The organism is Granulicella arctica, assembly GCF_025685605.1.
Taxonomy (GTDB): domain Bacteria; phylum Acidobacteriota; class Terriglobia; order Terriglobales; family Acidobacteriaceae; genus Edaphobacter; species Edaphobacter arcticus.
Genome location: NZ_JAGTUT010000003.1, coordinates 1 through 20,076 on the forward strand (window position 1 = coordinate 1; position 20,076 = coordinate 20,076).

22 protein-coding genes are annotated in these 20,076 nt (G+C 55.0%); 2 read left to right on the top strand and 20 right to left on the bottom strand.

Translation table 11 applies throughout. The features are described from left to right. Both OHL20_RS22140 and OHL20_RS22145 read right to left on the bottom strand, forming a co-directional pair. On the bottom strand, positions 1–502 hold a 502-nt coding region (locus OHL20_RS22140), incomplete at its 3' end, for an alpha/beta hydrolase family protein (RefSeq protein ID WP_263385489.1). 39 nt (positions 503–541) lie between these two features. After that, entirely contained in the window at positions 542–1,372 is an 831-nt protein-coding gene (locus OHL20_RS22145; RefSeq protein ID WP_263385490.1) for an SDR family NAD(P)-dependent oxidoreductase, read from the bottom strand. A 108-nt stretch (positions 1,373–1,480) separates the two neighbouring features. Between OHL20_RS22145 and OHL20_RS22150 the strand changes: the two genes are divergently transcribed. Then, positions 1,481–2,101, top strand: a complete 621-nt coding sequence (locus tag OHL20_RS22150) for a TetR/AcrR family transcriptional regulator (RefSeq protein ID WP_263385491.1) — start codon at positions 1,481–1,483, stop codon at positions 2,099–2,101. Positions 2,102–2,144: 43 nt separating this feature from the next. Here the strand turns inward: OHL20_RS22150 and OHL20_RS22155 are convergent, their stop codons facing one another. Next, positions 2,145–2,573, bottom strand: coding sequence for a hypothetical protein (locus OHL20_RS22155; RefSeq protein ID WP_263385492.1), 429 nt, complete (start codon positions 2,571–2,573; stop codon positions 2,145–2,147). 76 nt (positions 2,574–2,649) lie between these two features. Continuing rightward, a complete protein-coding gene (locus tag OHL20_RS22160) occupies positions 2,650–3,690 on the bottom strand; it encodes an aldo/keto reductase (protein ID WP_263385493.1) in 1,041 nt (346 codons plus the stop codon). Positions 3,691–3,774: 84 nt separating this feature from the next. On the opposite strand from OHL20_RS22160, the gene OHL20_RS22165 reads away from it, so the two are divergent. Continuing rightward, positions 3,775–4,338, top strand: a complete 564-nt coding sequence (locus tag OHL20_RS22165; protein ID WP_263385494.1) for a TetR/AcrR family transcriptional regulator — start codon at positions 3,775–3,777, stop codon at positions 4,336–4,338. An 18-nt stretch (positions 4,339–4,356) separates the two neighbouring features. Here OHL20_RS22165 and OHL20_RS22170 read toward each other — a convergent pair whose 3' ends face one another. The 16 genes from OHL20_RS22170 to OHL20_RS22240 all read right to left on the bottom strand — a co-directional run bounded on the left by OHL20_RS22170 (position 4,357) and on the right by OHL20_RS22240 (position 19,828). Continuing rightward, entirely contained in the window at positions 4,357–4,824 is a 468-nt protein-coding gene (locus OHL20_RS22170) for an HNH endonuclease signature motif containing protein (RefSeq protein ID WP_263385495.1), read from the bottom strand. After that, positions 4,821–5,090: a helix-turn-helix domain-containing protein gene (locus OHL20_RS25450; RefSeq protein WP_449555761.1), complete on the bottom strand. Its 270-nt coding sequence runs from the start codon at positions 5,088–5,090 to the stop codon at positions 4,821–4,823. The genes OHL20_RS22170 and OHL20_RS25450 overlap by 4 nt, the downstream gene beginning before the upstream one ends. Next, positions 5,072–5,515, bottom strand: a complete 444-nt coding sequence (locus OHL20_RS25455) for a recombinase family protein (protein WP_449555762.1) — start codon at positions 5,513–5,515, stop codon at positions 5,072–5,074. Before OHL20_RS25455 ends, OHL20_RS25450 begins: the two co-directional genes overlap by 19 nt. A 1,104-nt stretch (positions 5,516–6,619) precedes the next feature. Continuing rightward, positions 6,620–7,552 carry an alpha/beta fold hydrolase gene (locus OHL20_RS22180; RefSeq protein WP_263385496.1) on the bottom strand — a complete coding sequence of 311 codons (933 nt, stop codon included), beginning with the start codon at positions 7,550–7,552 and terminating at the stop codon, positions 6,620–6,622. A 255-nt stretch (positions 7,553–7,807) separates the two neighbouring features. Then, on the bottom strand, positions 7,808–8,560 hold the full coding sequence (locus OHL20_RS22185) for an SDR family NAD(P)-dependent oxidoreductase (protein WP_263385497.1): 753 nt from the start codon (positions 8,558–8,560) through the stop codon (positions 7,808–7,810). 55 nt (positions 8,561–8,615) lie between these two features. Beyond that, entirely contained in the window at positions 8,616–9,485 is an 870-nt protein-coding gene (locus OHL20_RS22190) for an oxidoreductase (RefSeq protein ID WP_263385498.1), read from the bottom strand. A gap of 78 nt (positions 9,486–9,563) precedes the next feature. Then, on the bottom strand, positions 9,564–10,490 hold the full coding sequence (locus OHL20_RS22195; protein WP_263385499.1) for an oxidoreductase: 927 nt from the start codon (positions 10,488–10,490) through the stop codon (positions 9,564–9,566). A 193-nt stretch (positions 10,491–10,683) separates the two neighbouring features. Continuing rightward, on the bottom strand, positions 10,684–11,508 hold the full coding sequence (locus OHL20_RS22200) for an enoyl-CoA hydratase/isomerase family protein (protein WP_263385500.1): 825 nt from the start codon (positions 11,506–11,508) through the stop codon (positions 10,684–10,686). Between the two features lie 193 nt (positions 11,509–11,701). Next, positions 11,702–12,442, bottom strand: coding sequence for an SDR family oxidoreductase (locus OHL20_RS22205; protein WP_263385501.1), 741 nt, complete (start codon positions 12,440–12,442; stop codon positions 11,702–11,704). A gap of 54 nt (positions 12,443–12,496) precedes the next feature. Beyond that, positions 12,497–13,462, bottom strand: a complete 966-nt coding sequence (locus OHL20_RS22210; protein WP_263385502.1) for an alpha/beta fold hydrolase — start codon at positions 13,460–13,462, stop codon at positions 12,497–12,499. A 54-nt stretch (positions 13,463–13,516) separates the two neighbouring features. Further along, positions 13,517–14,119, bottom strand: coding sequence for a YkgB family protein (locus OHL20_RS22215; protein ID WP_263385503.1), 603 nt, complete (start codon positions 14,117–14,119; stop codon positions 13,517–13,519). 93 nt (positions 14,120–14,212) lie between these two features. Next, positions 14,213–14,893 (bottom strand): LVIVD repeat-containing protein, encoded by a 681-nt coding sequence (locus OHL20_RS22220; protein ID WP_263385504.1) that lies wholly within the window; start codon positions 14,891–14,893, stop codon positions 14,213–14,215. Positions 14,894–14,998: 105 nt separating this feature from the next. After that, positions 14,999–15,646 carry an HD domain-containing protein gene (locus OHL20_RS22225; RefSeq protein WP_263385505.1) on the bottom strand — a complete coding sequence of 216 codons (648 nt, stop codon included), beginning with the start codon at positions 15,644–15,646 and terminating at the stop codon, positions 14,999–15,001. Between the two features lie 220 nt (positions 15,647–15,866). Continuing rightward, positions 15,867–17,321 carry a catalase gene (locus tag OHL20_RS22230; RefSeq protein WP_263385506.1) on the bottom strand — a complete coding sequence of 485 codons (1,455 nt, stop codon included), beginning with the start codon at positions 17,319–17,321 and terminating at the stop codon, positions 15,867–15,869. A 49-nt stretch (positions 17,322–17,370) separates the two neighbouring features. After that, on the bottom strand, positions 17,371–18,819 hold the full coding sequence (locus OHL20_RS22235) for a dihydrolipoyl dehydrogenase family protein (protein WP_263385507.1): 1,449 nt from the start codon (positions 18,817–18,819) through the stop codon (positions 17,371–17,373). A 130-nt stretch (positions 18,820–18,949) separates the two neighbouring features. Beyond that, the gene (locus tag OHL20_RS22240) at positions 18,950–19,828 is read right to left on the bottom strand and encodes an oxidoreductase (protein ID WP_317891005.1); all 879 of its coding nucleotides are present in this window, start codon (positions 19,826–19,828) and stop codon (positions 18,950–18,952) included. Positions 19,829–20,076: the final 248 nt, after the last annotated feature.

The following is a 20,076-nucleotide window of genomic DNA, read 5'->3' on the forward strand; positions in this document are numbered from 1 at the left end:
CGAGCAGCATCCCGGCGGTGTGCCCTCCCATGGAGTGCCCGACGACCGCTACGCGGCCGATATCTAGGCGTCCGGCGATGTCTGGAACTGCAGCTTCGATCTGATCGAGGCGGTCCAGGATGTGCATCATGTCTTCGACGCGAGAGCGCCAAAAAAGCGGCGCGCCCCGAGTCTCTGGGGGGAGACCCAGGGACTTTGAACTCAAATGAGTGGGTTGTATGACGACAAAGCCGTGAGCAGCCCAAAAGTTGACGACTGGCCCATAGCCATTCAGTGAGGACAGGTGGTTCGATCGTCCCTGGCCGTGCGACAGAAGGATGATCGGCAAGTCTCGTCCGCTGGTCGGTGCGGAAACACGAACTTGCAAATCGACCAAGCGCCCCGGAACGGACAATGTGATCGGACTGACACTGACGACCGGCGTGGACGGCGAGACGGGTATTTTCCCGGCCTCACCGATCAACGCGTGATCTTGAAGCGCGAGTGGGTTGTTGTCATTCATGATTTTCTCCTGTGATCGTGAGGCAGTGTGTGAGACCCGCTAAGAGGCTTTGCTTTGGGCAGAGTTGGAGACAGATTCCCAGGCTTCCCATGTCGCCAAGCGTTCTGCATATGCGGCGCGTACCGAAGGCAGGTTGTGGCTACCGAGAAACAGTCTGAGCGGCGGATCTTCCGCATCTACAACTTTGAAAACGGCATCCGGCGTCGCACTCGGGTCGCCACGTTCCATCGTCTTCAAACCGCCGAAAACCTTCTCCTTCAGGTCTGCGTAGATGTCCAGACTGGCTGCGTGTTTCAACGACGACGGGCTTCCAAACTCGGTGGCATAGGCCCCAGGTTCTACGATCGTGACCTTGATCCCGAAAGTTTTTACTTCTGCAGCTAAACTCTCGTGGATCGCTTCAAACGCCCACTTGGAAGAACAGTAGTAGCCGATCAACGGCATCGAGACATGGCCGAGAGTGCTGGAGATGCCGAGAATGTGTCCACTACCCTGCTCTCGCAGCAGCGGCAAGACCTCTTGGATCACGGACAATGCCCCGAAGATGTTCGTCTCGTAGAGCGCTCGGACCTCATCAGCGCTGGCTTCCTCAACCGTGCCGACAAGGGAGTAACCGGCATTGTTCACGACAACATCAAGCCGTCCGAAGTGCGCGTGAGCGTTAGCCACAACCTCTTTCACCTGGTCGCGCCTTGTCACATCCAATTCGAGTGTCAAAACGTTGTCGCCGTACTTCTCTTTCAGGTCGGCAATGCTTGCAAGCGTGCGTGCCGTTGCCGCGACCTTATCTCCACGTTCGAGCGCAGCATCGGCCCAAATTCGCCCGAAGCCTCGAGAACAACCAGTGATAAACCAAACTTTATTGGACATCGAACTCTCCTTGCCGACCTCTGGCTGCCGCTGCCCTGATATGCTGGAAGCTTACGGAACCATGTTCCATATAATAAGCGGAACGTGGTTCCAAATGCAAGGATGCCTATGAAGAAAGAAACTGAAAAGCAGAACGATGACCGGACCGAAGGCGTCGCACCTCGCGTCAAGCGCGCAGATGCGCAGCGTAAGATGGCCTCGCTGCTTCAGTCCGCTGCCGAGATCTTCACCAAGTCAGGGGTCGATGCCCCCGTGCGGGAGATCGCGGAACATGCGGGCGTAGGTCTTGGAACGGTTTACCGTCATTTTCCGCAGCGTTCCGATCTCATCGTAGCGGTGTTTCAGACGCAGGTAGATGGCTGCGCGGAAGCGGCTTCTGCACTCGCCAGCAAGTATGAGCCTGCGGAGGCTCTGGCTCGCTGGCTTCATCGGTATGCAGATTTTCTTTCAACAAAACGAGGGCTTGCCGCAGCGCTACATTCGGGTGACCCCGCCTATGCCGCCTTACCGGCCTACTTCGACAAGCGTCTCCGTCCTGCACTTCAAGGGTTACTCAATACGGCGGTGCTCGCAAAAACTCTGCGAGCTGATATAGAAGCCGAAGACCTCTTGCATGCGGTCGCGAATCTATGCAGAAGTCGGCGTGACGAGGAACCCGCCTATGCCCGCAGGATGGTCGATCTGCTCGTGGATGGCCTACGCTATCGGGGTCAAAGCAAAACGCACTAAATGGTTAACAGAGACGCCATACGTTACCCGAGATCAGCTCGGTTCAGTGTGTTCCGATCCACACTGCCACGGCGAGCGCGATAAGACCGGAACCAAAGGTTAGCGCAAGTTCCTGAGAGTTCGCGTAATGAGGTGAGGAGTCACCCTGACTGACAGAGTCTTTCCGCTCCGCGTTTCTCCTCCAAAGGCGGTAATGCGCCGCAACGCAAAGCGGATAAAAAGCGATCAGGACAAACGCGCCGCCCAGAACCCCACGAGCAAGAGACAGAGGTGAGCCAATCATCATCGGTGAAACAATGACGAGAGCAATGGTCGCGAAGAGGCTCATGATGTTGAACACGTCTGGAAGAGCTATCACCTCTTGCTTGTGACCGCCCTGCGCGTATATCTCCCGGTTCACTGTCCAACCCAAGGCCAAGAGCTGCATGAGGACCACTGGACCGGCAAGGCTGTACACCACTTCAAGCGTCATAGTCCCTCAGCGTTTCTGATTTATTCGGGTGAAATTCAAGAGCCGCGTCCGGCGTTTTGAACGCGGCTTCTGGGTGTCAGGCAGATATTTTGAAACCTGTTGTGGCCTGTATGGCGCGCGCCAACATCGCCGGGTCAGACACGCCTTGATAGTCCATACGGGGTGTGTAGGGCGCCTCCAGCGTCGCAATCTCGTCGGGGGTCAAATTGACCGAAAGAGTTGCAACAGCATCGTCGATGTGACCGGCTTTTAGAGCGCCCAAAATAGGAGCGGCGACGACCGCCTTGCTACGCAACCATGCTAATGCGATGACTGCCTGGCTCACTCCACGCTCTTTTGCAATCGCGCTAACCGCCTCGACGATCTTCTGGTCGCTGGCCGCATTAGTCGTATCCTTGTAGCCTGCGGCTGCTTCCGACTCGGATCGAGCTGTAGTCGATCCCCAGGGCCGGGCCAGAACGCCACGGGCCAGCGGGCTATACACAAGTGTTTGCACGCCTTCGTCTGTGCAGAGCGGCAACATCTCGCGTTCTTCCTCGCGTGTGACCAAGTTGTAGGTATCCTGCAAAGAAACGAAGCGAGACCATCCATTTTCCTTTTGAAGGTGGAGTGCTTTGCTGAATTCCCATGCCTTCATGGACGATGCACCGAGATAGCGGACCTTGCCCATCTTGACCAGATCGTGAAGGGCTTCCAACGTCTCTTCCCAGGGCGTGAGCTGGTCGCGACGATGAATCTGGTAAAGGTCCACGTAATCCGTCCCCAGCCGCGTCAGGCTGCGGTCGATCTCCCTCATGATCGACTTACGGGACAAGCCAATGGCGTTCGGACCGTCGTGCGTGGCCGAGGCGACCTTCGTCGCAATCACCACACTGTCTCGATTCGTGAACTCCTTGAGCGCCTTGCCTACAATTTCTTCGCTGCCGCCGTTGGAGTACATATTGGCGGTGTCGAAGAAGTTGATCCCTGCCTCAACCGCATGGCGGATCAGCGTCCGGCTGGACTCCTCATCAAGCGACCAGCTCGGATAGGCGCGTGAAGGCTCGCCGAACCCCATGCAGCCGATACAGATGGGGGAGATGTCAAGACCTGTGGTGCCAAGCTTCTTATATTGCATGCAACCTCCGTGCCGGTGTAAAAAGGGATAACTCTCCGGTTAGGATTGAGCGTAGCGGAGAGTTCTCCGCTTCGTCAAGAGGCTATGACTAAAATTGACACGCTGCGCTCCGATGCGCAGGCAAACAGAGACCGGATACTGGAAGTGGCACGCGATGCGCTCGCGGCTGAGCCGACTACTTCTCTGAACTCGATTGCGAAGGAAGCTGGGGTAGGAGCTGGCACGTTGTATCGCCACTTCCCCAGCCGTGAGTCACTGGTACTTGGCGTCTACCGCAAAGAGATCGAAACACTTGTGGCCCTCGCACCGGCGCTGCTTGCGAAGCATCCGCCTCTCCAAGCCTTCAAGATCTGGTGCGACCGGCTGGCAAAGTTCGGAAGGATGAAGTATGGGGTAGCTGACATCGTCCATGCTGCGGCGTCGGAGCAAGATGCGCAGAGCTCGTATGGACCCATGCTCACTGTAGTTCGCCAGTTGATGAGCGCCTGCAAGCAGATCGGGGCGATTGATCCTGGAGCTGACCCGGAGGACTTCCTGGTACTTGTAGGTCTTTTGTGGCGCATTCCTCCAACTGCCGCTGGCGAGGCGCAGGTAAAGCGGATTCTCGCGATGATCTACAAAGGATTAGGGATAAAAGGCTTGACGTAATTACGTCAATACAGAAAGCTACTGCCGCCGCGTTCGTCTTGCGGCCGGTAGGTCACCCATTTCTTTGAAGAGCGACACGTTCTTTGCTTGGGGCGCCGTCGTCGCGAAGCTTAAGGCGCTCTGCTCATGTTCTTCAGGATGTTGCTCTCGCCACAGAACTCGCAGGAACTCCGGCCAGTCGTCCTGCACGTAGAAGGTGCGCGTCACCTTCGCGTGACACGGCAAGCACAGCGTCAGCATTTTTGCCGGATCGCTGTTCCCCGCTTCCCTGTGATGTACCGCTACTGAGCGCTTCCCACGCTTCAGAGTTGTGCATCCTGGAACGCGGCAACGGTAGTCGTCACGCTTCAGCACTTCCTCACGATGACCACCGAAATATTCCTCATCCTGGCGCTTCAGCGTATAGCACGTCGAGCACAGGCCCTTGGCGAGGACTTTGCCGTTCCCACAGGGGCAATGCATCACGATCTGCTTCGGCTTCGTCATAAGGAGCCCGAGCCGATCGCTTTCGTTCTATAGCGGTGCAGAGTCATTCGCGAGACCCCAAACTCTCGCGCAAGCACCGACGGTTTTTCCCCGGCTTCAAACCTCTGCACGAGCGAAGCGATGACTTCCGCACTCAACGTTTTTGGCCTGCCTTTGTACACGCCACGTTTCTTCGCCAGCTCAATTCCCTCTCGCTGGCGCTCACGTATCAATTGCCGCTCAAACTCTGCAATGGCTCCCATGACGCTCAACAGCAGATTCGCCATCGGTGAGTCCTCGCCGGTAAAGATGAGATTTCCTTGCGGAACTCGACGCGTATGCCGCGCTCCGTCAAGCCGAACACCAGCTTGCGAAGATCATCCAGGTTGCGGCCGAGCCGGTCCATCGAGTGACACACCACTGTGTCTCCCTCGCGGACGAACGAAAGCATCGCTGTGAGTTGGGGTCGTTTTACGTCTTTTCCTGAAACGTGATCCACGAAACGACGGTCCACCGTCACGCCTTCGAGCTGGCGATCCTCGCGCTGATCGAGAGTGCTCACTCGGATGTACCCGACGCACTGACCCTTCGCCGGCCGAGCCGACTTTGCGACGTTTGCCGGCTTCGTGGACCGAGCCGGTTTCGCAGCCTTCGTCGGCTGCGTCTTTCTCGCGCTCTTTTTTGTAACAGTAAGCTCTTTGACCCGCGCCATTAGCCGTATCATAAAGGAGAATTCAACCTTTTCGATACGGGATTTCGAGGTGCGCTGTTACGTATCGTTGAGGTATACCCCAACACCACGCGGCTGTAGAGATGCGGAGACCTTAGTCACGCCACGGGAACGGTAATTATGGAAAGATCAAACACTTTCGACCGTTGTGTATATACATCCCCTTCGGGTCTCTGCCCGGGAGTGTCACCACTCCATCCAAAGGAGCATTACTTACCAGCGGGCCTCGGAAACTTCAAAGACGATGTCTTGCACCGAAATTTCATCTGTTACGAATGCCAAGAACGCTTCAGCAAATGTGAGGCTGTGTTTCTGCAGAACAGCACTGAAGCGTTTTTCCGGAAGATCATTGGCGTTACCGGACGTAGGAGTCACAAGCAAAAGAACATCTTTACTGAGCCAACGCTAGGTCTACCTCCGCTGACGGTGCGAGCCCTTCATCCGACTCTGGGGTACGAACTTCTTTGGCAAATGACTTCTCAAGGAGAAGCGTTCCAGCTTAACCAACTAATTGTTTAGGAAAGCAGATGGCACTCTTGAGCATGTCCCTATCCGTGATGGTCTGCTGGCCAGAGATTTAGCTCGCTTTGGAGAGCAATGGAAGACATGGCAGCTCATTGCCTGCATTGCTGGAGCGGCAAGTGAAGTAGAGCTGCACACCGTTCTGGTTGCGGCTTTGGTCGGGATGAAAGACGTAGCTGAGGAGGTGCAGCCAGGACATGAGATTGAAGGCGAGATGCGAGCCCAGATCACTCTCCCGTATGTCCAGGCGATTTGCAAAATAGCATTCCACTCCGTACTCGCTCGTTTTCACTTCACAGGATTCGAGCCTGAGTTTGACACTTTAAAGCGCTACATCTACTCAGGAGTCGGAACCCAACGAGCACTGATTGCCAACGAACCCCTGCTGCCACAGTTGCTTCCAGCCACCGATGTACTGTCGTTCGACCACGACGACTCCAGCCCAGGTCGACACGCAGAAAAGTTGATCCGCCGCTCTCTAAGTAAGGCTTCTATGCGAGCGGTTGCTCTTCGAAGCCGATTGCAACAAGTCGTGTTCGAAGACGGTTCTCCATTTGACTGCCCCTACCGAGTTGTGTTGCTTTCCTGAAGGAAGAGTGTTGCGTGTGCTACGAAACGCTCTGCGTATTGAAAGATTGCGCCATGCCCAGCATCTGGGTACATGATCAGCTGGGCGTCAGGCAGCTGTTGGGCCAGCTCAAATGCATTTATGGAAGGCACCATAATGTCCTCGGAGCCGTTCACCACCAAAACAGGATGCTTTATCGTCTCTAGCTGTTTCTTGTAGGCACCGAGTGACCCGTGGCCCCAGGCGCCTATAGCGTCTCCCTGTCTCTGCATGGCTTGCATGTTCGTGGGAATGTCACGATCTTCTCTTCGAAGCAATGTTCGGTCGATAAACGCAGCTCCGGCCTCTTGGCTCGTTTTTGAAGTTGCAAAAAATAAGAATCCCTTTTCGCGACCTTCGAGCGGGAACTTGGTCGCGACAGCCGTTACATCCGGTGTGTACCCTTGCATGCCATGACCCCCCTGCGGGCCTGTACCCGCCAGGATCGCACGACGTACAAGTGAAGGCCGATCGAGCAGCACCTGCTGGCCTACAAACCCGCCGAGTGAAAAAGCAAAGAGATCGATCTGCTTCAGCCCAAGCGCGTCGACAAACACCAATGCGTCGTGCGCCATCGCGGCAACGCTGTCGGGAACCTCTCCACTTGACCGCCCGATCCCGACATTGTCGAAAAGGATGACAGTTCGCCCCAGCGCCAGGCCGTCCGTGATCCACGGGTCCCAATCGTCCATAGTGCCACGGAAGTGTTGAAGAAAGAGCAGCGGGGGGCCATCGCCCTCACCGAACCGCCTATATGCATAACGAACCCCGTTGGCTTCGAGGTATTCGGTAGGCGCTGTCGCATTTGTCGGCGTCGCCGAAACAAGCCTTGCATTTGGAAGACCCAATTCTAAATGTTTCAATATGTTGGTACTCGCTGCGTAAGGCATGGTGAACCTTCCTATGGGTTGAAGTGGCTGCGCTATTGAACCAAGATCGTATTCGTTATCAAGCCCGTTTCAGAGCATGGTCGAAGGAGTGACGAGAAAAGCCCGATAAGACCTTTGAGCATCGTGGGATGGTGAACAGCATCGCCAACGATGTGTAAGGTAAGCCCTACGCGTTGCGATCTGCACGGCTCCCACGATCTCGCCAGCGCTGACGAAGAAGGTGGTGAAGCCGAGGAGGAGTGCTGCGAATCTGCTTTAACGAGCTCCGCCCGAAGCATGAATAATTTCGCCGGTAAGCCACCTTGATGCATCCGAAGCCAGAAAGACGGCAACTGGAGCGACGTCATCTGGTTGACCGAAGCGTCCGAGGGGCGTTTGAGCGATGATGTGCTTTTCGAAATCGCTGCCGATCACTCCCAAGGCGCGAGCACCCTCAGTATCGGTCCCTCCCGGGTTGATCGAGTTGACACGAATCTTCTTCGGCCCAAGCTCTTTCGACAACACTCGGGTGACTGAATCGACGCCGCTCTTGGTCGCGAGATAAAGGACCATGTTTGGAGAGCCAGTCTGGGACGCAGCCGTTCCGATGTTGATAATGCTGCCGCCGCCGCTACCCTTCAGGTGCTTCACCGCCTCCTGAGTGACAGTGAGCAAACCGAGAACGTTCGTGTTGAACTGACGATGGAACTCTTCCTCCGTTACTAATTCCAATGGGCCAAACGAGTAAACCCCAGCATTGTTCACGAGGATATCGAGCGATCCCAGAGCCGTTACTGTCTCCGTGACTAAGCGTTTCGCTTCGCTAGCCTTCGAGATGTCTGCCTGAATCGCGACACCTTTGCCGCCTTTGCCCATGATTTCAGCAACGACCAGATCGGCACCGGTTTTATCGGAAGCGTAGTTGACCACGACGCTTGCACCCGCCTCTGCCAAACACTTCGCAATTGCTGCTCCTATGCCCTTTGAAGCGCCGGTAACCAGTGCGTTTTTTCCCTCAAGTACCTTCATAAATCCTCCTTTGCGGCTGAAAGCCGTCGTTATCACGTGGTGTCCACTCAGTTAATTACTGCAAAGAAAAGGGGGTGATTCCGGGATCTACGGAGACAAAGTCCGTGCTCCGGGCGACCGCTTCAGAAGCGGCATATTCCTGCTGAAGTGTAGCCAACTTCCCCATGATCCCGGCATACGCATCAGTCCCAAGCACAAGGCGGCGTGTCAATGTCTTCTCGTCAACCGCATGGAGAATGGCAATTGCTGCACGATCTGGATCTCCCGCGATGCTCTCCTCAGGCATCCCTTGTACGTATTGGCGAACTGCACCTGCAGTCTGCAAATAAGCGCTGATGGGATCAGAGGTTTTGCCTCGCTGTGCCATGCCGGTTCGAAAGCCACCGAGTTCAACCAGCATTGCCTTTAGGCCAAGGGGTTCGATCTCCTGCCAAAGAGCCTCAGTAAGCCCTTCCAACGCAAACTTGCTGGCGCTGTAATAGCCCATGCCCATCATTCCGATGAACCCGGCCACCGAAGATACATTGACGATCGTCCCTTGGCCACGCTCGCGCATTCCCGGCAGGACAGCTCGCGTAAGCGCAGCCGGACCGAAGAAGTTTGCCTCGAACTGCCAGCGAATCTCTTCCTCCTGACCTTCTTCGACTGCGGCGATGTAACCTACTCCGGCATTGTTCACCAGGACATCAATGGACCCAAAATGCGATTCCGCTATTGTGACGGCTTCGTGGATCTGTTCTGCTTTCGTGACGTCGAGCGGCAGGACCAAGCTGTTGCCGGGATACCGGGTTGCGAGTGGCTGCAACGTGTCGATTGTTCTTGCGGTGAGGACGACTCGATGGCCGGCGGATAGAACGGCTTGGGCCAGGGCGCGCCCGATACCACTAGAGCAGCCTGTAATAAACCAAACTGGGGACTTCACCATGATTTCTCCTATGCTAAAAAGCTTTGTTGTTGATGGCTGTAATTACGAAAACAGCTTCCTTATCGAAGGAAGTGGGCACTACTGCCCGTTCAACCAGGATGTTCCAGATAACTGCTCTGCCGTCCGCCATAACCGGCTTGCGGCTTCTTCGTCCAGCGCAGGCTTTGGGATTTCCACCGGCACGGGGTCGCCCTTGAGATGGAACATTTTGTCGGGGGCGTAATAACTTCCGGAGGCCGCGTCTGCCGCGGTGGCTGCCCGCAAAGTCGGTAAAGCTCCGTGAGCTGCATCGTGAGACATGAAGGGGGTCAAGAAGCTCTCGATCGCATTCAGTTCCCGACCCGGTCCCGACGTCTGGAGGTTTGTTCTCGCGTACCCAGGATGCGCTGCATTGCTTATCAATGGCGATCCTGCCGTTCTGCCGCGACGGCCCAATTCGATGGAAAACATGAGGTCGGCCAGCTTCGATTGGCAGTACGCCTTCCAGGGGCCGTACGACTTCAAGCCCTGCAGATCGTCGAAGTTGATCCGTTTCAACCCCATGTTCGCCGCTCCACTGGACAGGGTTGTCACTCGGGGCGCGTCAGAACGTAAGAGCGATGGCATGAGGAGCATCGTTAAGGCGAACGGGCCGACAAAGTTCGTTTCAAACTGCTTTTCGAAACCGTCTTCAGTCAGTTCGCGTGTTGGCACCCGCATCACGCCTGCATTGTTGACGAGCAGGTCTATCCTTCCTTCACTGCTAAGGTTCTTGGCAAATGCTCTCACCGATCTCAGACTTGCCAGATCCAGCGCTTCAAACCTGACGCTCGCGCCGGGTACTTCCTTCCTGATGCGTTCTACCGCGTCAATGCCTTTGGCTGGCGTTCGTGCCGCAACGATCACCTTGCCCCCAGCCCGCGCCAGTTCAAGCGCGGTATGCCATCCGATTCCACTATTCGCCCCGGTTATTACTGATAGGCGGCCTGCTTGTGAAGGAATGTCTGCTACTGTCCATGCTTTCATCTGTAATACTCCAGTTGTCTCGCTATTGCTCATGGGTCGCGAACCTTCTTGTCTCAACTCTAAGTAGCCTATGAGCATCTGACAGACGCAACACAAATACAGCTAGTCAAAACCTTCATCGCTGTGGACCTGATCCGCTGATCAGAAGATAGGCCTATAGAACTGATCTCCATATCCCTTTACGGTGGATTCTTCAGCCATCAATAAGGGTGACTTCTCGCTGCTCGGCGGATTGACTGGCAAAGATGTTCGAAGGTATGGGTTGGCCCAGGCTGATTGCCTCCACAGCGGTGCGCAGTGCGGACTGAACAGCAGTCGTCTCGAAGAGGGGCATGGTAATTTCATACAGTGCAGCGCGAGCGGCAGATGCGCCCTCCTGCTGCCATACCTGCAGTAATGACTTGGTGGCCGCATAGGCTTGAGGAGAGCCAGATGCCAGCCTTCGAGCCAGCGTCTCTGCCTCTGTTATCAATCGACCTTCGTCGACCACCTTGTTCACAACGTTCCACTCTGCCATTCGTGTTGCTTCCACCATCTCCGACAGAAGAACCATCTCCATCGCTTTATTACGACCGATTCGCTCCGCCAGCCGGTAGACGCCGCCCTGCAAGGTTGTGATTCCAAGCAGAGCTTCAGGAAACATGAAGCCTGCCGACGTACTAGCGATGATCAAGTCGCAGCTAAGCGCTAATTCGAATCCGCCCCCCATGCATCGCCCCTGGACCACTGCGAGCGTTGGAATCGTGAGGGTATCGAGCACGTCAATCGCTTTTGCAAAGACTTCAAGACGGGGTTGCAGTTCCGATGCCCTAAGACCCGGCCAGTCTCTTATGTCGCCACCCAAACAGAAATCGCGACCCTGAGCCTTTACCAGAAGCACTCGACTATCACTCGTCGCAACCTGCCCAAAAGCTTCGAGGAGTTCCTCGCGCATTTGAAAGTTTATGCGATTGCCTGCGGGATGATCTAATGTCACGGTTGCAATTTGTTCACTGAATTCGAGGTGGACGAACTTCATGGAATTCCTTACTGCTTCTGAGCACTGATGTCAGCTGCGGTTGCGATAGCGAGAGGGCGGACTACGGTTGGGCGTGCTCCCAATCATCCGCGTTGGTTGTAGCCCGGTTCACTATCTGGGCGAATAGTTCCTGAGGTTATCTGTGGTGGAAGGGTTGGCAAACCCGCCTCCACCAGAGCTTGTCGACAGCAGACTACCAAGGCAGTTCTTCGTCCATGTGAACAAAGCGGCCACTCGAGCCATCAGGGCCAAGCAGCGCGAGGGTGACGCTAGTCTTCGCCCCGTCCGAGATCTCCATGGGAGCCTGGTCTGTTCCGAGTTCCGTCTTTACCCAACCAGGATGTGCCGAGTTCACCTTGATCTTTGTATCCTTTAGCTCGGCGGCGAGATGAATGGTGAATGCGTTCAGCGCGGTCTTCGACACGTCATAAGAGAAGGTCTTAATCGAAGCGATCGGACTGTTCGGATCGGCGTGAAGAGTGAGCGAACCCAAGATGCTCGAGACATTGACGATTCGGCCTGCGTCGCTCTTCTTCAACAACGGAAGGAGAGCGCGTGTTACGGCGATAACGGCAAAGAGGTTTGTAGCGAGAACAGACTGAAGCTCCTCTTCTGTTGTTTCGATCGTCTTGGAATTGAACATACCTCCGACTGCTCCGACCCCTGCATTGTTGATGAGGATGTCGAGCTTACCGAATTGTTCCTCGATCGTTCTCGCAACAGCGATGCGGTCGTTTGCGTCGGTCACTTCCAGCTTCACTGGTACGGCCTTGATGCCTTCGGCCTTCAGTCTCGCGACGGTGTCCGAGGCAGCTTTCACAGTACGAGCTCCTACCACGACCGTAATGCCTTGCTGACCTAGTTGACGTGCGGTCTCATACCCAATTCCGCGATTTGCTCCTGTGACAAGTGCAACTTTCTCTGTGGTCTTCATGTGTATCTCCTTTGTGTAAGTTCGAATGTCGGTGCGTCACTGAGTTGCGCTCAGCTAGTGCGCATCGGCTTTTCTAAGGAATTGCTTCATCGCCGATGCAACTTCTTCGGCGTGAGTCTCCAACGCAAAATGACCTGTATCCAAAAACTGCACAGTGGCATTCGGGTTATCGCGTTTGAAGGCGTCAGCACCAGCGGGGATAAAGAACGGGTCATACCGGCCCCAGACCGCTAGTAGTGGTGGTTTGGCCCGACGGAAGTACTCCTGAAACGCGGGGTAGAGCTTCACGTTATTGGCATAGTCGAGGAATAGATCCAACTGGATATCCATGTTGCCTGGCCGTTCGATCATCGCTGCGTCCAAGGTGTACCCGACAGGATCAATCTGCTCTGGATCTGGTACCCCGTCGGTGTACTGAGAGCGCAATCCCGCAGGGTCTAATGCCTTCCTCAAGGTCTCGCGGTTTCCTTTTGTGGGCTCCCTCCAGTAGCGCTGAATCGGTGCCCACGCATCCCCGAGGCCTTCCTCGTAAGCGTTGCCATTTTGAGAGACGATAGCAACGACACGCTCAGGATTTGCCATCGCCAAGCGGAAGCCAGTTGGTGCGCCGTAGTCAAAAACGTAGAGGGAATAACGGGTCAGATGGAGGGCGTCGGTAAACTTCCCTATCGTCTTAGCCAAATTGTCAAACGTGTACTGATAGTTGCGTTCACTGGGAACTTTCGTAAAGCCGAATCCTGGAATGTCTGGCGCGATGACCCGGTAGGTGTCGGCAAGCAAGGGAATGAGGTTCCGATATTGACGCGACGACTTTGGAAATCCGTGCAGCAGGATGATTACTGGAGCGTCCACTGCGCCAGCTTCCCGATAGAAGACGCTGACTCCATCCACTTGCACACGGTGAATGCTGGTGTGCGGCACTTGGCGGAAGCTTTTATCCTTACGGTATCCGCCCTCAGCAGCTAGGGGTGCTAGGGCGATAAGCCCAGTGCTTTGGGAAAGAAAGCTTCTGCGGGTCATTGTTTTATCCTCGGGAACTCTACTGTGATGTGGGAACAGAATGAAACCTTTTGCTCAATCGTTGATTTGAGAGACGTAGGTCTTGGCAGCGTCCGCCATCGTCAAGATAGCCGCTCCAAGCATGATGCAATCCTTAACGATGAGTCGACCCACCCCTGAAAGGTATGGAAAGCCGTGGTGCGGATCACCCAAGGCGGGCACCCATGCCTCAGGAGTCGTCACCAGGAACGAAAGCGTCGTAAAGGACATCAGCACGAGAAGAGCACTGCCGATGGCTGAGGCTTGAGGAAGCACGGGGTAAAGGGCGATGAGCAGTCCTAAGCCCACGATAACCACCCCAAGGCCATAGGACACTGGATAGGTATTGTTGGATCTGTGCCATTCCTGATTCGCCGGCTTGACCTCGCCTTCTTTATTCATGTGAAGGCGGTACTCCGGAGCGGGGTGGTCGTACAAAAAGCTGGCCAGTGGGCTGTTCGCCACGAGAGGGACAATCCCGTCGGCCTCGTAATTGACAAACTTCAAACCGCCAATCCAAAGCAGAACGATAACCAAGCCTGCCCTGAGCATGGCCATGCCAAAGCGGTCAAGACCGGCAGCGAAGATGAAGGCCCGAAAGATCCTTGAAGTGGGTCTTGCTATAGAAGTGCGGTTCATGGTGTCTCCTTGAAAGTTGCGGAAAGGTCCAGCGAAACAGTGAGCAATACAGGGCCAGGCTAGGACTCAGAGAGACCAGCCCCTTTCACAGCTCTAGTTTCCTGATTGGGAAGCACGCTCTTGCTCTTCGAGCAGAGGTCTCCTCACGACGGTCAGCCCAGTGCTGCCTAAGAGATACGTGGTGCCGGTCGCAGCATTGGTGAGGCTCTTCTGGACCTGGGCTACCGTGGTTAGGACAGTGGGCGTAAGAGGGTAGGTGGTATCGACAACCTGATTGTCATGAATCGCGGTCTCTTCCTTGATGCGAGGCTCGTTGACCATCAAGAGGCCCGTCTCACCAAGGGCCTGCGTATTCGCAGCTTGATGTAAAGAGCTCGTCTTTGAAACAGTTGGCTGTTTTGCTTTGCGAAAGTCGACCACAGCCGAGCCCTGGTTGTCTCGAAAGCAGACCAGCACGGCGAAAGAACCAAGATCTCGTACAAAGTCAAAAGGTGCCGTAGTGTCGAGCTTGACCGAACCAACGCTCCTGATGTGACCAGGATCGGTGACGTCTAGAATCACGAGACGGCCAATCTGATGCTGTTCAATGTAAAGGTAAGAACTACCATTTCCAAGCTCCCGCAGTCTCATCGACTGCCCGGCAATCTGTGCTACTTCAGGGAGATCCTGCGGTTGAAGAACAACGATCTCTTTAGAATGAGAGACGATAGCGGCGTGTGCCCGAGGAAGGGCGAACGCAACCAACAATAGTGTGGATGAAATCAGACGGTGCATACAAAACTCCCTGTCCTTTGGCGATCGTTAAGCTGAATACGTTGCGAGCTTCTTTCGCGGGTCCGCTTTGCGTCACCCAAGAAGGCGCGAATCCCTAAACCTGACTTACTTTGGTGGCTCCGGAAATGGCGAGTTGGCGATCAGATCGCAAAAGTTCGGGCTTTTGTATCCAGGAATGAACCGCTCACAAACATCAGCCTTAACCGTGCCCCAGGTGCTGGCCGGCTTATGTGCAAACCCGCCGAAGAAAGCTTTGACGATCCCCTGCTTGAAATCAACGCGAGGATATGCCGCGACGATCTCCTCTCGCACGTCAGCTGGAAAGAGCTCAATACCCTCACCCAGAACGTCCAGTCCCACACCGCTAAAGAGCAGCGCGACCTCTGGCCGCATGTACTGTGTGACACCGGGAGTGGTATGCAGAGCGATAGCCTCCCATGCTGTCTGCGCTTTCTCTTCCGGAATGTCATGTGCGACAAGAAACTGTCGGACAGCATTCGCACCGTCCACTTCAAAGCGCTCTGTTCCGCTTGAATACTCACTCAGAAGGCCCAAGTCGTGAAACGCCGCACTCACGTACAGAAGTTCTGAGTCGAACGCAAGCTTCGTCTGAAGTCCCTGCTGCACCGCGAACAAGAAGACGCGGTTGGAATGGTTGTAGAGAAGCTCTGTCGAGAACTCACGCAGAATGTCATGCGCTTCTTTTGCAAGCTTCGTATCGGGGATCGTGGTTGCTATCGAGCTCTTATACATTTCTTACCTCACTGGAGTGCGTAACAGGATCAACATTAGGCTATGAACACGGCGGACACCACGACATCCATACAGCAAATTAGGACACCTCAGAAAGCTTTGTTCGTGATGGACACAACTCTCCCGAAGCGCGAGCAGCAACAGACAACACACCTATCTCCTGATAGTCATCGCGAAAGCTATACCAGTACCCACGTGGGCACGAGATTCACATTCGCGGCTAGTCGGGTTGAGATTCACCAGACGCAAATAGAGCCAATGCTTGCTGCACCCCCGTGCCGTAATTCGGATCTGCTTGGCTACAGTTAGAAACATGCCGTGCTTTAATTTCTCCATCTGCGTCGCCTAAAGCACGTGCAGTATTCCAGAACAACACCTGTTGTTCGGCCACACTCAGCAGCCGAAACAAATTGCCAACTTGGGAGAAATGATCACTGTCCACCAGGCGGTCCCAATGATCAGCGGCTCCTGTAATGGCAAGGGGAGGTTCACTAAAGTCTGGCTGTTCGAGCCACTCGCCCTGATTATTTGGCTCGTAGCTTACGGTCCCACCTAGATTCCCATCGACTCTCATCTGTCCGTCACGGTGGTAGCTGTGGAAGGGACACTTCGGCGCGTTGACCGGTATATGACCGTGATTAACTCCGAGGCGGTATCGCTGGGCGTCGCCGTAGGCGAACAAGCGTCCTTGGAGCATCTTGTCAGGGGAAAAACTGATGCCAGGGACGACGTTTGCTGGTGAAAATGCGGCCTGCTCCGTCTCTGCAAAGTAATTGTCGGGGTTTCTATTAAGTTCGATCGTGCCCACTTGGATCAATGGATAATCGGCGTGGGGCCACACCTTGGTGAGATCGAATGGATGAATGTGATACGTCTCAGCGTCGCGCTCTTCCATGACCTGAACAAAGAGCGTCCAGCGTGGAAAGGAGCCTTCCTCGATGCTCTCGTAGAGATCACGCTGGTGGCTCTCGCGGTCGCGACCGATAAGCTCAGAGGCTTCGGCATCTGTCAGGTTCTCTATACCCTGCATCGTCTTGAACGTGAACTTCACCCAGTACCGCACGTTATCGGTACTGATGAAGCTGTAAGTATGGCTACCAAAACCGTGCATGTGTCGAAAGGAACGGGGTATACCACGGTCGCTCATGACAATGGTGACCTGATGCAAGGATTCTGGTAGCCGCGTCCAAAAATCCCAGTTGCTCTGAGCGCTGCGTAACCCGGTTCGTGGGTCACGCTTGATGGCGTGGTTGAGATCGGGGAAGCGTGTTGGGTCGCGGAAGAAGAACACGGGGGTGTTGTTGCCAACCAGGTCCCAGTTGCCTTCTTCCGTATAGAACTTGAGTGCGAAACCGCGAATATCCCGCTCCGCATCCGCTGCGCCGCGCTCGCCGGCAACAGTAGAAAAGCGCGCAAACATTGGCGTCTGCTTGCCCACCTCCGAGAAGAGCCCGGCCCTCGTATATTTCGCGATGTCGTGAGTGACGGTGAAGGTGCCGTGGGCACCCGCTCCCTTGGCATGCATGCGGCGCTCGGGTATTACTTCTCGATCGAAGTGTGCGAGCTTCTCGAGGAACCATATATCCTGCAGGAGCGCAGGGCCGCGGGGTCCAGCAGTCTGGATGTTGTTGTTATCGACGACCGGCGCACCGAAGGCTGTAGTTAGTTTCTTCATAATGAGCTCCTGGATCAACGTTCTTTGTAGGGTGACGTGTTCGAGTAGGTCAGGCTGCTCTCAGGGTTGGGACTGTGGAGAACAATGGGATCAATCCCTCCAGCAGAGTGGGGTGTGTAAGAATCGCATCGCGCAGAGCGGTGTAAGGTAAGCCTGCGATCATGGCAATCTGTACAGCGCCCATGATTTCGCCGGCGTTCACTCCCACGGCGGTGAATCCAATGATCTGGTCGCTATCAGCTGCCACCAATGCTTTTAGGAAACCTTGTGTCTCTGAAAGAGTGCGCGCCCGCAGGTTTGCACTCATAGGGATCTTGAACACGCGGTAGGCAATGCTTGAGGATCTCGCCTCAGTCTCGCTCAGCCCTATTCGTGCGAACTCTGGACTTGTAAACAAGCAGAACGGGACCTGCCGCCCTGTCGTTAGACGCCTCTTCCCTGCGAGATTATCGCGCACGATCCTGAAGTCATCGAAAGCTATATGCGTGAATTGAGGGCTACCAGCGACATCTCCGACCGCCCAGACGCCGGTCGCAGTCGTTTCGAGGTACTCATTGACCTTCACAAAGCCAGACTGTGTAGTTTCGACGCCGGCTAGATCGAGCCCCAGCTCATCTGTATTCGGCGAGCGCCCTACCGCTACCAACAGATGTGACCCGCGCAGACTGCATTCCACTCCTTCCCGCGAGACAAGAAGCCGGACAAATTCTCCCGATTGGCCGGAAACGCTTTTGACGTCTGTGCTCATTTCGAAATGCACGCCTTCCGCTTCAAGAGCCAGTCGAAGGCTTTCGGCTACATCGTCATCCTCGTTGTGCAGCAACTTCGCATTCCGAGAAATGACCGTCACATCACTTCCAAATCGACGCATCGCTTGAGCCAGTTCAAGTCCCACGTATCCGGCTCCTAGCACAATCAGGTGATCAGGCACCTCTCCGAGATCTAGGGCTTCGATGTGTGTCAGCGGCTTGGATTCAGCGAGTCCTGGCAGAGGCGCTATCGTTGCACGGGTGCCCGTTCCAATAACGACATTTACTCCTCGGAGTATGCGCACGGTTCCATCATTCAATGCAACCTCTACTGTTCTCGCCCCAATGAATTGTCCGTTGCCAAGAACCAGTTCAGCCCCACTTTTTTTAAAGTTGTCGATGTGCAGGGCAACCAGGCTCGTGACCATATCCCGCTTTCGATCCCGTACCCCTGTCATATCGATGGTCGGTTTGAGTTCCGGGACCCCGAGGTATTCACTGTGACGAAAGAGCGCGGCGGTCCCTGCACTATGAATGATGTTCTTACTCGGAAGGCACGCTATGTTCGGGCAGGAGCCACCGATGTACTGTCGTTCGACCACGACGACTCGGAGCCCTTGCTTCGATAGGGTCCAAGCAAGGTATTTCGAACCTTCACCGCTTCCGATGATTACTAAGTCGTAATCTTCTACGGCGGGAGTTTGCGCACTTGCATCCGGGATGGAACGGGCGATCTGCTGTTGGTCCATATGTCCTCCTCGTACGTTGGCGTTTCACCATGTCGAGACAAAGCGATGGTCAGGATCTTATATTTCCTTCTGGGCGCGACTAGATGCAGACACTCGTCAAGGTTGTAGCGGGGAGTTCCGTTTCAACACTTCAGACTGGGAAGTCGGTGGAACAACTCAATTCCTTCCACTCGCGATCGCGCGTAGTCTTCAAGAGATCACTTTTCTCAATCGCTTGAAATGCGTCGCTTCCCAGAAGAAGTCGTAAGGGTGGTTCAGCCAGACTGGCCACATGGAGTATCGCAGCCGCGGCCTTCTTAGGATCACCTGGCTGTTTGCCGTCGTACTCTTCTTGAAAGCGGGCTGTTGCGCCAACGGTCGTCTCATATTCAGAACGGCCTTTGCGGATCGCCGTGGATGCACCAGCAAAGTCGGTACGGAATCCACCGGGCTCGATAAGCGTTACCTTTACGCCTAAAGGACCCACTTCTCGAGCTAAAACCTCAGAGAAACCTTCTACGCCCCACTTTGCTGCGGCATACGGGCCACGACCGGAAGGCCCGATCCTGCCGCCAACCGAAGAAATTTGGATAATATGTCCGGACCTTTGTTCACGAAACAGAGGGAGCGCGGCTTTTGTCACGCTGATGACACCAAATAAATTGGTCTCGATCTGAGCACGAAATTCGTCCATTGTCGTGTCCTCGATAGGCGAAATGTGTCCAAATCCGGCGTTGTTGACGAGGACGTCAAGCCGGCCAAAAGCATCTGTCGCTTGAGCAATGGCGGCCTGTGCCGCCTGCTCATCGGTGACGTCCAAGGCAATGACTCGTACTCTCTTCCCGAATCGCTCTACGAGGTCTGCGAGGTGTGCTGGATCACGAGCAGTCGCGATGAGACGATCACCGCATTCGAGGACCGCTTCGGCGAGGGCACGACCTAACCCTCGAGACGAACCTGTAATCAGCCACACTTTTTGATCTTGCACTTGGTTGGTACTGTTCATTGTGTATCCTTTCCCTGCTGACATATCGCTCTTTCGTGAAAAGTCGATGGGTGGCCTGGCCCCTATTTGTGCAGCCGGCAAGGGCTCTCTATCTCATTTGTGAATGTGGATTGCCTACTATGTAGGAAGGTCGCCGCTAGATCTGCTTGCCCAGCCGCATTCATTCACGAGCAGATAAAACACAAGTGCCTGAAATGACAATCGACTCAAAACGGCGAGTTCGAGTTCTGTCGCTGACATCAGTTGAGATACTGGCCTTTCCGGACTCAAAG